Consider the following 15,400-nt stretch of genomic DNA (forward strand, 5'->3'; position numbering starts at 1 on the left):
ATTATGCCTAATCAGAAACATAAGGAAGACACATTATTGAAGTGAGGAATAATGGCGAAGAAGATCATGAATGCAAAGCATCTTGCTGATTTGCAAAAGTCTATGCAAAAGTCTAGTAACAGCGTTATTTACGCGCCACTTTCTAAGAGTGTGTGCGCAGCTATGCTTGCCGGCGCAATGGTGCTTGGGGGGGGGGGGTATTCGTTTCTACTCCTTTGCCTGCATATGCTGACGGGTATGTAGACGGCACTGGCAACAATGTTTATTACGGTTTCAAAACCGATGCAAAATATGCCGAGGCTCATTTCAACATTGACGTTGAATATTACGATACCTTTGCGCACGCCAAAGCTGGCGGTACTGAAGGAAGAGATCCTTTAGGAAAATTTGTTCGTGTTCATTATCTTTCTAATTGCCATGACAATGCTACAGCTGATGATTGGAAGTTCCGCCCTATGTGGTGGTTTGGCGTTCCTGCTGGTTTGAAAGATCCTCAAGATATTCAATTTAAGCGTATTGAAAAGTTAACAAAAAATGGCAAGGGGCAGGTTAAACCTGCTGGTTCTTCGCAATATATTACAACCGACGCAAACGGTTATGGCGCTGTTTCTGACAAACATTTTAATAGTCCTAAGGAATGGACTAATATTTCTAATTATTATTTTAGTGACAAAAATATTCTTGCCAGCAAAGGCTGGAAACAGCTTATGGGCTTGGGTACCAAAGACAATAAAGGCTACGATAATGCGGGCAATACTGCACAACAATGGGAAGAATACCAAAAGCAAACTCAAGGCCTTAAGGGTATTTTTGTAGACTGGGAATCTGCTGGTCAGCGTTGGTATGACATGACTTACATTTCCGAGATGGAAGATGCAGCATGGAAAGAGCGCGATAAGAATCCTTTGCGATTTGCGGCTGGTGTTTATCGTTTTGCAGGTAACTGGCACTATGCAGTTGGTCAAAAGCACAATACGCCAAAGATTGCGGATTATTTGAAGCTTGCGTATCCAGAGGTTACGAAGGTTAAGAATCCTAACGCTTTAAGTGAAGCCGAGCAAAAGGCAATTAAAGACAAAATTGAAAAAGCTAATGAAAACACCAAGTACTATAAAGAATTGGTTGCTGATAATGGTGTTGTAGTAAATAAGGATGGCTCTGCAACTATCACCTTTAAAGACGGTACCAAGCGCACGATTCCTGCGAGCCTGCTTGTAACAAAAGACGAGACTGATAGTGATAAGTATAAGCCAGTTATGCCAGATCGCATACCTGTTGTAAAGCCTGATGCGTTAAGTGATGATGATAAAAAGGCTGTTATTGATGCGTTTAATAAAGCGAACCCTGATAGCAGCGAATTTAGCAAGCATCTTGCCAAGGAAAATGCTATTGCTTTCGACAAAGAAGGCAAGAACCTTGTTGTGACTTACGAAGATGGCTCAAAGGCTACGATTCCTGCGTCTGAGCTTGTGTTCCAAGGGCCAAAGATCTCCGATTGGGCGCCTTACGTGGTACCCGATCCAATTGAAGTCGCAAATCTCACTAGCTTGACTACAGAAGAGCAAGGGAAAGTAACAGCTGCCTTCGACGAAGCAAATAAAGATTTGGATGTTTATACTGCAGCTAAGAAGAATGGTGTAACTCCTGTAACCTTTGATAAAGACTTCAAGAACGCTATTATTACTTGGGCAGATGGCTCAACAACAGAGATTCCTTCTTGGCAATTCTTAACTAAGAAGCCTGCTGCTCCAACTCCTGGTCCGGTTGATCCAACTCCAACGCCAGCAGAAAAGAAGACGTTCACGGTTGATTTCTCTAATACTAAGAGTAGGGTTGTACCGAACTTTGACCCATTTAATGCTTCGTCTGCAAGTGATACAGCCAAGGATGCAGTTAGAGCTTTTAAAGGTATGCTTAATAAGCTTACAGCAAAGGATTCTGATGGTGAGACTGTAACTATTACTGACGTTGATTTTGATTTTGCTAACGGCGAAATTATTTTTAAGGCTGGAAACGATTATAAAGATCAACGTTATCCTATGTCTTTGCTGTTTAAGAAAGGTAGCACTGGCGCTCAGAATCCTACGCAGCAAAAAAATGAAGATACTAAGGATGGATATACATATAAAATTCCTCATGTCAACATTGCTGGTGATTCTCCAACGTTAGCAGAAAGGCAAGAGGCTCTTAAGCAGTTCATTACGTTGAATTACAACGGTACAGTTCCTGCAATAAAGGACGACGGTAGTAGTAACACTATCACAATTGAGGGTTCTGGTTTAACTGCAAAAGATCCATCAATGACTCCTTATGGTAGTGGAGATGGTCATATTGTAGATGTAATGGTTTCTCATTTGGGAGACATAACAATTAATTATGATATTACACCTGTAGAGGATGATGATGATACTGATCATAGTATGACCCAACAGTTATTTATTGATAGCGAAGATATTTACATCAAGAAGAATAACAATAAAGACAACACCATCGAAAAATTGAAAGAGCTTGCTAAGCAGATTCGTGATAAGCGAAAGACTGCTGGAGATTTAACAGATGATGTTATAAAGAACACTCTCAAAGCTACTGACAAAGATATTGATGGCATGACTGATGAGAATACTCTTCGTGATCTTATCAAGAAGATTGCTGATTATCAGAAGCCAAAGCCAGTTGAGTATAAGTACAACTTTGAGAAGTTGACGTTGGATCATGATGGTGAGCCAAACGATGATGATTACAAGAAGATTGTTGTAGATCAGTTCTTGAAGAAGAACTATACGACAAATGATTGGTCAAAGCTCGAGAATGCTTATTCTAAGAGTGCTACTGTTCTTTCTGTCAACAATGCGAACACGTATGGCTTAACTCCTGCTACAAGTGGAACATCCGGCTTGAATATTTACACTGGGGATAGGCAAGCAGGTGGTGTGACGAGTGTAGTTGTTGATTCAAAGACCGGAGATTTGGTTGTTCGTGGCTGGAAAGCAGGTACTACCAGCGCTAATGCGGAAGAACTGATTCGTATTAAGAAAGCTGATTTGTTTACTCCAAAGTCTAAGGAACAAAACCCAACTCCATCTGCTGAAGACCTCAAGAAGTTTAAAGAGCAGGCGAAGCAGCAAATCGACCGCAATCCTAAGCTTACTGATGAGCAGAAGAAACAGTTCAAGGATAAGATTGACAAGGCTGATACCGATACCAAAGAGAAAATCCAGAATATTCTTAAGGAAGCCAGCGAACAGGCTGGTAAGAATAATGTAAATCCTAACGATATCAAGAAGAAAGAGAACGAAGAAAAGGAGAAGCGCGAAAAAGAGCAAAAAGAGAAGGATAAGAAGGAGCGCGAGAAGAAGCAAAAACAACAGCTTCAAGATGACAAGAAGAAAGCTTCTGATGCAATCGACAAGCTCGATAATCTAACTAAAGAAGAAAAGGATAAGCTCAAGGAAAAGCTGAATGGAAAGAGTGGGGATGCTACCAATCCTGGTGCTAAGACTCCTGAAGAAGTTCAGAAGATTTTAGATGAAGCTAATAATCTTAATGAAGCACACAAGCTTGTTAAGGTCGGGGAGCTTCCGTTCTTAAGCCACGGCAATGATAACAGCGATGACGATAAGGCTCTTAAAGAGTTAATCGGTGCTGACATAACCAAGAAGGATAAAGCCCTCACTGCTTTGGAAGATGCTCTTGCAAAGAAGGATCCTGCTGCTACTGCAGAAGAGATTAAGAATGCTCTTGACGCAGCTAAGCGCCAGAATACAAGTAATGAGCAGAATGCCAAGATTGCTGGTGTTGCGAAGCTTGATGCTAAGAAGGCGGAGCTTGATGCAGCATATAATGCTTTGACTGAAGATCAAAAGAAATCAGCTAAAGATAAGTATGAAGCTGCCACTAAGGCAATCAATGATGCTAAGACTACTGTAACTAACGCAACAAAGCCTTCTGACATCATGACAGCTGTTGATAGCGTGAAAACTTCGTTTGAGGATGCAAACAAGGCAATCGAAGGTGCTAAGGGCAAGCGCGATACTTCTGGTAACGACAACGATAATCCTGACGCTCTAACTAAGGAAAAGGATGCTCAGAAGAAGCGCATTCAAGATAGCAATCTCCCAGATGCTGACAAGCAGAAGGCTATTGATGACATCAATAATGCAAAGAAGCTTGGCGACCCAACGGGTATTGCTGATCGCGCGCTGAAGGCTCAAAAGATTGCCGATGCTCTAAAGAAGATTGATGAATTTAAGCATTTAAACAAGGCTCAAAAGGATGCTTTCAAGGCAATCATCAATGGTACTGATGCTGGTAATCACACCAATGATGACGGTACAACTTCTGACGACATTGATGATGCGCTCGCAAATGCTGCAAACACCGATAATGCTATGGCTCGTCTTGAAGAGTTGAAGAAGAAAGCCAACGACTTTAAGAATGAGAAAGACGGCAAGTATTCTAAGCTTACTAATTCTGACGATGATCAGAATAAGAAGAAAGCTTTCGATGGCTATCTCGCGGATGCAACAACTCTAACTAAGGCTGATCAGGGCGACGCCAAGACTGCGGATCAGGTTAATGAGCTGTACAAGGATCTTCTTAAGGCAATGCAGGCCATCGATCCTGATGCTCAAAGTGCTGGTCTTAAGACTGATGCTCTTGCTGCTGAGATTAAGTCTGATAAGGGCTTGAAGCCAGATACTACGGTATCTCCTGCAACTAAGGGCGATTCGGTTTATACCACTGCTTCTCAAGATAAGAAGACTGCGTTTGACAAGGCTTTGACTGCTGCTGAAACCGCTTTGCAAACTGCTGAAGATACTAAGAAGCCTGATGCCAAGAAGATGAGTGCTGAAGAGGAAGCAACAGCTCAGAAGGCTGTTGACGAAGCTCTTGACAAGCTTATTAAGGCTCGCCTTGCTTTGGATGGTGTTAACACCAAGCCGTTGCAAGAAGAGATTGATAAGGACAGCAAGGTTAAGAACTCAGATAAGTATACGTATTCTACAACGACGGAAAAGAAGACCGCGTTTGATAATGCTCTTAAGGATGCTCAGGAGCTTATCGATAAGCTGACTGGTAAGAAGCAGGCTAGCGCAGACGATCATCTTGACACCAAGGAGAATAAGCAGAAGGCTTTGGATGATGCTCTTGCAAAGCTTAAGGCAGCTGAAGAGGCTCTTGATGGTAAGAAACCAGTCGAGCCAACTCCAACTCCAACTCCGACCCCGACCCCAACACCAACTCCAAGCCCAATTCCAACTCCTGGTGCTGGAACTGGTGCCGGAACTGGCGATGTCAACCCTGATTCTGAAGCAGGTTATGGTGTGAATGATAACGCGCCTACTACTGTGGATAAGGGCGAGTTGAACATTCAGATTGATAGTGCTGAGTCTGATTTGCAGCCTGGTAATGCTGGTAACGGTAACGCTGGTGCAGGTAACGCTGGCTCTAACAACGCCGGTAATGCTGGTAACGGTAACAACAACACTGCTAACGCTAATGATGGTTCCAACGCCTCTAACGCTAATAATGCTAATGGAGCAAATTCTGCTGCTGTGAATGCTGCTGTTGAGAGTAACCAGGCTGTGAAGCAGGCAGATGCTCAAGTTTCTAAGGCTCAAGCTGCTTTGGACGCTGCTTTGGCTGAAGCTAAGAAGGTTGCTGCTGATCCTAATGCAACTCAGGCTCAGGTTGATGCTGCAGCTCGTAAGCTTGCTGCCGCTCGTAAGGCTTTGGCTGCTGCTAAGGCTCATGCAGCTGATGTTCGTGCTTCTGTGCGCGCTCAGGTGTTGAAGAGTGGTAGTGTTGCTCAGCTCAGTAAGACTGGTAGTGACGTGTCTGCATTTGGCTTGTTTGCTGCAACTATTAGTGCTGCCGGTGCCGCTCTATTCGCTGCTAAGCGTCGTGGTATTTCTCGCCACAGCAACAAGTAAGCGATGCAGTTGCAAAACCTGTAAAGATTTTGCAAGTTATGTAAGTTCACGTGCGCTTAGCTCTAAGCTTACATAATCTTCTAAGTAAACTGACTAAAGCCTCACCTGTGATTCTTCACGGTGGGGCTTTTGCATTCTTGATTGGCGGAAACATTTGCCGGTGATTTTTCTGGCCTTCGCGCTTTAGTGCGAGCGTCTTGGTGCTTTTTGACAACATTTGCCGTTATTGTGCCAGGCGTGTGCTAGGCTCGATTAGTTCACGTTTTGAAATTTAAGTTTTGAATACACATATTTTACGAAAGGCTATTGTGCCGCATACTCATCATGCTGCGTTCGCTCAAAAGCGAGGCGCAAAGAATACCAAGAATGTCAAAAATACTAGGAAATCAGCTGAAAAACGCAATCCTTTTGAATATCAGGGTAGTCATAAAAATTACGGTTCTAATCACGAGTTCAATTCGCGCAGGGAGCGCAATCGCAAAGCAGAAAAAGCTCGTCAAAAAGCGCGCGAAAAAGCCTTGCGTTATGAAGAAGTGGCTATTGCGGATGCTGAACAAGATTTTGCTAAGCATAATAATGCTAAAAATAATGTTGCTAAGAATAATATTGCTAAGAATAATATTGCAAAATCTAATAATGAAAAACAAAATTCTGCAATATCTTTGCGCGCTACTTCAAAAAAGCAAAAGCAAGATTCTCATAACGCAACAATTATTCCAGACTCTGCTATTGAATCTCGTGAAAATTACCGTGACGATGTAACTTTTGCGCAACTTGGCGTTCCAGAGCCTTTAGTAGAAGTGTTGCGCGCGGATGGTAAAACCACTGCATTCCCAATTCAACAAGCAACGCTTCCCGATTCCTTACAAGGTGCGAATATCCTAGGGCGAGGTCGCACAGGAAGCGGTAAAACATTAGCATTTTCTATTCCACTTGTTGCGCGTTTAGCTGAGAATTTTGTTGATTTAATTAATTCTGGTAAAAACCGTAAGTCGCGCGAGTCTAGCGATATTCCTGCTCCTAGAGCAATAATTCTTGCTCCAACTCGCGAACTTGTGCATCAAATTGATGACGTAATAGCGCCGCTTGCTGCAGCTTATGGCATGCGTACTGTGACAGTGTATGGAGGCGTGAGATACCAGCGTCAGGTATCGCAACTTAAGCAGGGTGCGCAGATTGTGCTTGCTTGCCCTGGTCGTTTGGAAGATTTGCTGCGTCAGGGGGCGCTTACGCTTGAAAAAGTGATGGTTAGTGTGCTCGACGAAGCAGACGAAATGGCGGATATGGGATTCCTTCCTGCTGTTACTAGACTTCTTGAGCAAGTTGCGCCAGATGGTCAACGCATGCTGTTTTCTGCAACGCTTGATAAGCAAGTTTCTACATTAGTTGAGCGTTTCCTTCCAAACGCTGTCGTTCATGCTGTGGATGATGCTGATTGCCAAGTTGACACTATGACGCATCATATTTTTGCTGTGTCAGCAGGGGATAAGTACGAAGTTTTGCGAAAGCTTGCTTCCGGAAAGAAACGTTCTATATTCTTTACGCGCACGAAATATCAAGCGAAAAATATGGCGAAAAAATTTGTGCAGCAAGGTATTCCTGCAGTCGATTTGCAAGGTAATTTGTCGCAGAATCAGCGAGATCGTCATTTGGCTGTGTTCGCTGAAGGCTTGGTGCGTGTGCTAGTTGCTACGGACGTTGCTGCGCGAGGTATTGACATTAGTGACGTTGCGTTGGTTGTGCAAACTGAGCCTCCTGAGGATCCTAAGTCTTTCTTGCATCGTTCGGGTCGCACTGCTCGAGCTGGTGAAGAAGGCGATGTTGTAACGCTTGTGCTTCCTAATCAAAAGCGCGCTGCTCATATGATGCTTCGTAAGGCTGGAATTCATGCGAAAGCTGAGGATGTGAATCCTGCTTCGCAAGTTCTAGATGAGATTGTGGGTGAAGCTGCTGAGCTTCAAGAAGGCTGGAGTATGCCGGAGCCAGAGCAGCAGAAGCGTAAAGGTCGCGGTCGTGGACGCGGTGGTCGTGGGCGCGTACGTGGGCAACGCGGTGAGCGCGGTGAACATGGTCGTGAGAGTGAGCGTGGTGAGCGCGGCGAGCGCGGCGAACGTAACGGTCACAGCAGTAGCGGTGAACGCAATGAACGCAATAAACGCAGCGAACGTGGCGAACGCAGCGAGCGTCGTTGGCACGGTAAACGTGGCGAGCGTGGTAACCGTGTTAATCGCTTCGGTCGTTAGTTTGGCGGCATTGCGTTAACGACAGTTAGTTTGGTGGCATTACGTAGCGGCCGTTAGTTTTGTGGCATTGCGAGGCTGGTATATTTCTCTCCGCGCGCTTTTATTTGCACTATTTTTGTGCGTTTTGTCGATTTCACCAAATTGTTTGGTGTTTTCGACAGAATTGTCCCGTTTTTTGTCGAAAGTATCGGATGGATTGGTATTTTCGACAAAAACAGCGCAATACTACAAAAGTAAGTAGCGAGTTAGCAAGCAATAAGCAAGAAATAAGCAAGAAATAAGCGACTTAGCAATAAGCAAAGCTAGCAATTAAGCAAACAGGCTGTTAAACAGGCAGCTAAACAAGCAGTTACGCAAACCAACGGTCGGTTAAGATAGTTACGTCAACTAGCAAATACTGCAACTAGCAAATATACAACTAGCAAATACTACTTGGATTGACCTTTACCAAATGCTCGCAATTGCACACCATTCCAGTCAGCACTTACTGTTAACGGAGTGGCTGCGTTCATGCCAGCTGTTTTTGCTGCAGATTGAACTGTACTAGAACTTGGGGAACCTTCGCGACCTGGTTTTGGAGTAAGAACCCACATAGGCGCGTCATCGTCAAGCATATTTGTGGCATCCATAATGGTATCTGCGAGCTCATCTTCATCGTCGCCGTCGCGCCACCAAATAATCACACCATCAACAGCAGCGTCGTAATCCTCATCTACCAACTCTTCGCCGGTAAGTTTCTCGATGCTTTCGCAAATTGTTTCGTCAACATCGTCATCCCAGAGCCATTGTTGCACAATGTCTCCTGGTTGGAATCCGAATTCCTGTGCATGCTGAAAAGCTATCTGTTCCACGTGATTCAATATATCAAAGCGTCACGAAGTGCGCGCCTACAACGGCGTGTATTGCACTTACTTAAGTAATCCTGCTCTGTTTACGCTCGTGTAAAGTTTCGGTCGGCTACGCGCCAAGAAACGGCAGAAGCTTTACAACGCTGTAAAATAAAGGTCGGTTGCATGCCAATAAACGGCAGAAATTTTACAACGCTGTAAAATAAAGGTCGGATACGCGCTAAAAAACGGCAGAAGCTTTACAGCGGTGTAAAATAAAGGTCGGTTGTGCGCGAATAAACGGCAGAAACTTTACAGTCGCGCGCAGTTTATGCCGCCTACGCACCAAAAAACGGCAGAAACTTTACAGTCGTGTGAAGTTTCGGTCGTATTTCCCCAAACCTCCTGAAGCTTTGCACCAGTGCTTTGCAAACGTTGCGTCTGTAGCTTTGCAGTAATGCTTTGCTAACGGCGATTATTTATTGCTTAGTGAACTTTAGCAGTATTGCTCTGCAGACGCTGAGTACTTGTTGCTTAAAGAACACTAGCATTCACGCTGCTGCACACATCACACCAAGACTCCTACCACACCAAAGAACACTAGCGGTTTTACTAGTAGTGAGGGGTGGGTGTTGCTTGGTCGAGCAATATAAAAGCGGAGCGATAGTAATAATCTTGTTGGCGAATACTATTTTTGCAGAAAAAGTAAGTAAAAAACTAAACTTAACTACGCAACCGCTAAGTCCAAGTAAGGTATAAGAGCGTAGCGCTGCGAGACAAGTAACACCCACCACTCACAATCACAAAAAGAAACCCGCCAGCCAAACACCAGCCAAAACTCATAGACGATACTCGAGAACGTCTAAAACAAAAAATCAACACTAAAGAAACTTAACACGCCAGCAATCAAGCCTACCTCCTCCTCGACACGCCTCAAAAATCGCGATTGTGACAAAAATCACTATATATAGGTGGTTATCTTTGCGTCTTGCCCTAGATATTGTGCATGAGTTGGGTTATAGTAGAGCGAGTTGTTAAAAATAGTTCCCATATTCGCAACGAGAGAATTTGCTAGAAGGAACGGTGTTTGAGAAAGGTCTGTACCGATGCAGGTTTTGGAAGAAACTGCTGTCACAAGCGCAGAAAATTGTACGGATGATGTAGTTGAAGCTCCAGTTTCTCGCGTGCAGGTCGAAAAGCGCGATGGTCGCGTAGTTGATTTTGATCCGCTGAATATCATTATGGCAATTAAGGCTGCTTTTAAGGATTTGGGCAAGGAAGTCGGTCCGCAAGAAGAGCAGTTGATTCGTAATATTTCTGATCATATTGAGGCTGAAATTCAAGATCGTTACAATGGTCCAGCAAAGATTGAAGATATTCAGACTCTTGTTGAGCATGGTCTTATTGAAAATCACCTTTATGAGGTTGCTCGTTGCTACACGAGCTACCGCCTGAACCGCGATATTGATCGCGCTAAAGCTACTGATATCAACGAGGCTGTTAACCGCCTTGTGAACCGTGATGAGTCTCTTGTTCGCGAAAACGCCAACAAGGATTCTAATGTTTACGCAACTCAGCGTGATCTTCTTGCAGGCGCTGTTTCTAAGGCTTCTGCGTTCTCTATGCTTCCTCACGCAGTTTCTAACGCTCATATGAAGGGTGATATTCACTTCCACGACGCTGATTATTCGCCATTTACTTGCATGAGCAACTGCTCGCTTCCTGATTTTGGCGATATGCTTGCTAAGGGCTTTGCTCTTGGTAACGCAATGATGGATAGCCCAAAGTCTATTGGTACCGCTGCAACTCAGGTTACGCAAATTATTAAGGATATTGCTGGAGCGCAATACGGCGGTCAAACAGTTAATCGTGCAGACGAGATGCTTGAGCCTTACGCTAAGTGCGATTACGACAAGAATCTTGCTATGGCTCACGCAATGATTCCTGATTCTACGCCAATTCAAGTCGCAAAAGATATGATTGACGGCTTGAAGGCTCAGGAGCCTAAGAATCTGCACTGCTTGGACAGGGATCCACTGCCAGCTGATACTCCTTTTGATGAAAACTTGAGCGAGCTTGATCAGCTTCGTGAAGTTTACGCAAAGATTATGACGCGTAAAGCTATTTACGACGCTATGCAAACTATGGAATATCAAATTAATTCCAACCGCGTTTCTAACGGTCAGACTCCGTTCGTAACTGTTGGATTTGGTTTGGGTACTTCTTGGTTTGCTCGTGAAATTCAGCGCGCTATTTTGCTTAACCGTATTCGCGGCCTCGGCAAAGATCGCCACACTGCAATCTTCCCTAAGCTTGTGTTTACTATTAAGCACGGCGTAAACGCAGACGCTGGCGACCCGAACTACGATTTGAAGCAGCTTGCGCTTGAGTGCTCTACTAAGCGCATGTATCCAGACGTTGTGTTCTATGAGAATATTGTTAAGATTACTGGCTCCTTCAAGGCTCCTATGGGTTGCCGCTCATTCCTCCAGGGTTGGATTGATCCAAAAACTGGTAAGGACGTTGAAGATGGCCGTATGAATCTTGGCGTTGTGACTGTTAACATGCCACGTATTGCTCTTGAATCTCACGGCGATGTGACTCGCTTCTGGAAGCTTTTCGACGAGCGTATGGAAGTTGCTCACCAGGCTTTGCGCTTCCGCATTATGCGTTGCAAGCAAGCAACTCCTGTGAATGCTCCAACGCTGTTCCGTTACGGTGCTTTTGGTCGTTTGGAAGCTAACGAGAGCGTTGATCAGCTGTTCCGTAACGAGCGCGCAACCGTTTCTCTTGGTTACATTGGCTTGTACGAAACTACTGCAGTGTTCTTCGGCAAGGATTGGATGCAAGATCACAGCTGGAATGAGGAAGGCAAGGAGTTTGCGCTTTCTTTGGTTCGTCGCATGAATAAGCTTTGTCAGCAGTGGTCAAAGGCTGAAGGCTACCATTATTCTGTTTACTCAACTCCTGCTGAGTCTTTGACTGACCGCTTTAACCGCATGGATCGCCAGAAGTTCGGTCGCATTGAAGGCGTAACCGATCACGACTTCTACACTAATTCCTTCCATTACCCGGTTTGGTTGCAGCCAACTCCTATGGAGAAGCTTCGTTACGAGGTTGACTTCCCGTATCTTGCTTCCGGCGGCTTTATTAACTACTGCGAGTTCCCATGCTTGCAGGCGAATCCTAAGGCTTTGGAAGCCGTTTGGGATTACGCTTATAAGATTGGCATCGGCTACTTGGGTACGAATACTCCAATCGATCATTGCTTCGTTTGTGGATTCCAGGGTGATTTTGAGCCGACTAAAGAAGGCTTCCGCTGCCCGGAGTGCGGAAACAGCGACCCGGATAAGTGCAATGTGACTAAGCGTACTTGCGGCTACTTGGGCAATCCTGTTCAGCGCCCAATGGTTCACGGACGTCACGAAGAAATCGCTCACCGCGTAAAGCACATGTCTGGCGAAACTGGTCACGTGACTCTTAACAACGGTGAATCTCGCGAATGGTATGAGGAAACAAAATAAACTTAGCTAATTAACTATGTTGAAACTTAGTAAAATAAGTATGACTAGATAATTTAGCTAAATAAATAGCTTTTCTTGTGTTTGTTGTTTGGTGATAATCTGGCCGTTAGAAATGTATTGCGTTTTGTGATTGCACTTTCTAACGGCTGGATTTATTTTATTTTCGCAAATTTGGTTGTTTATTTTTAGTTGTTTATTTGGTTTGAAAGGGGGTTGGATATGGCTCGCATTAGTTTGCACGATTTTGCGCCTGCAGATGTGAATCGTGGACCGTGGATTCCTACCTCTCTTTCAAATAACCCTCGCGCAGGACAGTGGTCTAGTGAGCGCATGAGTCAGGGCATGATTGCCGATTACAAGCGTTTTTTGATGACTGACGGCGAGGGAATTCGTTGCTCGATTTACGTCTCAGGTTGCCCGTTCCATTGCGTTGAGTGCTATAACGAGTCGATTTGGGATTTTCGCGCAGGCCATCCCTATACTCAAAAGCTTGAAGATCAAATCATGGAAGATTTAGCGCAGCCTTATGTGCAAGGTTTGACGCTTCTTGGCGGTGAGCCGCTGCTTAATACTGGCATTTTGCTTCCTTTGTGTAAGCGCATTCGAAAAGAGTTTGGCAATACGAAAGATATTTGGAGTTGGACTGGATACACTTGGGAAGAGCTTATGCGCCCAGGGGAGACGCCTGATAAGCTTGAGCTTTTGCGTTACATTGATATTCTTGTTGACGGCCGCTATATGAAGGATTTGCATGATTCGCTTTTGCAATTCCGCGGCTCTAGCAATCAGCGCATTATTGATGTGCCAAAGTCATTGGAAAATCCGCAAAATCCTCCTGTAATCTGGGAAAAGCTTCACGATCAGGAGCGTTTTATTCCGTCAATTTACGGCAAAGATCGCGCGCAAGGCGAAGGTGATGCTTCGTAAACCCCTGCCTGCCTTATATTCAAAGGTGATATTATTAAACATAAGTATTTGATTTAGAGTAGGGGAAGAATGGCAGAGAAGTCTGAGAAGCCAAGTGAGTTTGATGAATCGAAAAAAGATTCTCGTAAAAAAGACTATGCCCCTCGAGCACTTCGAACAATACTGAGTTCTTTAAAAAAGTACCGTTTTCTTGGCGTTTTAACAGCTGTTGCTATTCTCGTTGAAGCTGCTATGCAAATTGCAATCCCTACAGTAATGTCAAATCTTATTGATTTTGGCATTATGTCACGTTCTCAAGAAGCTGTGCAATATTATGGTTTGCAATTGCTCATTTTTGCTGCAATTGCAATGATTACAGGCATTATTTCTGGTATTTGCTGCGCGCATTCTAGTGCTGGTTTTGGTAAAAATTTGCGTCACAACATGTTTTCACGCTTGCAAAGTTTAAGTTTTTCTGATTTAGATAAGTTTTCTAGTGGCACTGTTGTTACGCGTATGACTAGCGATGTGTCAAATGTGCAATTTGCTTATCAAATGATTATTCGCTCTGGTGTTCGCAGCGTTATGATTATCATCACTGCTTGGTGGTTTACTTTTTCAATTAGCCCTGCTATCTCGTGGGTTTTTCTTTCGTTTGTGCCTATTGTTGGTGCAATTGGCGCTTTTGGTGCGAGTATAGTTGCTCCAGCATTTTCTCGAATTTATCGAATGATTGACGAGATGAATAATCGAGTTGGTGAGAATTTGCATAATATTCGCGTAGTAAAGTCTTATGTGCGTTCTGATTATGAAATAAGTCGTTTTACGCGTATTTCGCATAAAATCTATGATTATTTTATTAAAGCTGAGTATGTGTTAAATTGCAGTATTCCTTTGTTTAACTTATGTTTTTATTCTGGAATGCTGCTTATTGCGTGGTTGGCTTCGCACGAAATTGTGGCTTCCGGAAATAATCCTGCTTTTGGTTTAACAACAGGAAATCTTGCTGCATTAGTGGTGTATGCTTTGCAAATTTTGTTTGCTTTAGCGAATTTAGTTGCAGTTTTTGTAATGTCGTTAACAGCTCGAGCTTCGATGCATCGTATTTCAAAGGTTTTGCAATCTCGAAATACTGAAGTTATTTCAAAGCATCCACTTACAAAGCTTTCTGACTCTTCTGTGCGTTTTGAAAATGTTTCGTTACGCTATCCTAAATCGGATAATACAGATGAATCTACTCCAGCAGAACAGGAAATTTTACACGATATAAATATATCTATTCCTTCTGGAGCAACTGTTGGCGTTGTTGGCGCAACGGGATCTGGAAAATCAAGTTTAGTGCAATTAATTGCAAGACTTTATGACGTAACTTCTGGCACTCTTTTTGTAGGCGGAAAAGATATTCGCGATTATGATTCTTCTAGTTTGCGTGAAGAAATTGGTGTTGTTCTACAAAAAAATATTTTGTTTAGTGGCACAATTGCAGAAAATCTTCGCTGGGGCAGAGCGGAAGCAAGCGATGATGATTTGCGTCAAGCTTGCGAAATTGCTTGTGCTGATGAGTTTATTAAAGATTTACCAGACGGCTACAATACGCATATTGACCAGGGTGGTAAGAATGTTTCCGGTGGTCAGCGACAGCGTTTGTGCATTGCGCGCGCACTTTTGAGGAAGCCGAAAATTTTAATCCTCGACGACTCGATGAGTGCAGTTGATATGAAAACTGATAGTAAAATTCGCGATGGCTTGAAAAAGTTTATGCCTGATTCTACGCAAATTATCGTTGCTCAGCGCATATCTTCAATCGAACATGCAGATATTATTGTTGTTCTTAAAGATGGTCGTGTTGTTGCCAAAGGTTCGCATGATGAGTTATTTAAATCTTGTGAAATTTACAGAAATATGGCGATTTCTCAAGAAAAAAGTCGCATAACTAGCGCAACTAAAGAAGAAGGAGCTAAGTGAAA

The 15,400-nt window shown here is 43.7% G+C and carries 6 protein-coding genes; 5 read left to right on the forward strand and 1 reads right to left on the reverse strand.

The window, feature by feature from the left end; genetic code table 11:
* Nucleotides 1-152 precede the first annotated feature (152 nt).
* Both AC1EK3_RS00275 and AC1EK3_RS00280 read left to right on the forward strand, forming a co-directional pair.
* Complete coding sequence (locus tag AC1EK3_RS00275) at nt 153-5,933, forward strand: MiiA motif-containing surface protein (RefSeq protein ID WP_480033742.1); 5,781 nt, start codon at nt 153-155, stop codon at nt 5,931-5,933.
* Nucleotides 5,934-6,241: 308 nt separating this feature from the next.
* Nucleotides 6,242-8,176, forward strand: coding sequence for a DEAD/DEAH box helicase (locus tag AC1EK3_RS00280; protein ID WP_480033363.1), 1,935 nt, complete (start codon nt 6,242-6,244; stop codon nt 8,174-8,176).
* Between the two features lie 428 nt (nt 8,177-8,604).
* On the opposite strand, the gene AC1EK3_RS00285 is transcribed toward AC1EK3_RS00280, so the two are convergent.
* Complete coding sequence (locus AC1EK3_RS00285) at nt 8,605-9,027, reverse strand: DUF3052 domain-containing protein (RefSeq protein ID WP_004107331.1); 423 nt, start codon at nt 9,025-9,027, stop codon at nt 8,605-8,607.
* Between the two features lie 1,082 nt (nt 9,028-10,109).
* On the opposite strand from AC1EK3_RS00285, the gene nrdD reads away from it, so the two are divergent.
* The 3 genes from nrdD (at nt 10,110) to AC1EK3_RS00300 (ending at nt 15,398) form a co-directional block, all read left to right on the forward strand.
* Nucleotides 10,110-12,527, forward strand: coding sequence for an anaerobic ribonucleoside-triphosphate reductase (nrdD, locus tag AC1EK3_RS00290; protein ID WP_415687461.1), 2,418 nt, complete (start codon nt 10,110-10,112; stop codon nt 12,525-12,527).
* 219 nt (nt 12,528-12,746) lie between these two features.
* Nucleotides 12,747-13,454 carry an anaerobic ribonucleoside-triphosphate reductase activating protein gene (gene nrdG / locus AC1EK3_RS00295; protein ID WP_480033319.1) on the forward strand — a complete coding sequence of 236 codons (708 nt, stop codon included), beginning with the start codon at nt 12,747-12,749 and terminating at the stop codon, nt 13,452-13,454.
* Between the two features lie 69 nt (nt 13,455-13,523).
* Complete coding sequence (locus tag AC1EK3_RS00300; RefSeq protein WP_480033318.1) at nt 13,524-15,398, forward strand: ABC transporter ATP-binding protein; 1,875 nt, start codon at nt 13,524-13,526, stop codon at nt 15,396-15,398.
* Nucleotides 15,399-15,400: the final 2 nt, after the last annotated feature.

Source organism: Gardnerella sp. C0026F2 (assembly GCF_056590715.1).

Bases quoted from the DNA above. Each gene is read 5' to 3' on its own strand.
- nrdD (WP_415687461.1), top strand. From the start codon at position 10,110: ATGCAGGTTTTGGAAGAAACTGCTGTCACAAGCGCAGAAAATTGTACG.
- nrdG (WP_480033319.1), top strand. From the start codon at position 12,747: ATGGCTCGCATTAGTTTGCACGATTTTGCGCCTGCAGATGTGAATCGT.
- AC1EK3_RS00300 (WP_480033318.1), top strand. From the start codon at position 13,524: ATGGCAGAGAAGTCTGAGAAGCCAAGTGAGTTTGATGAATCGAAAAAA.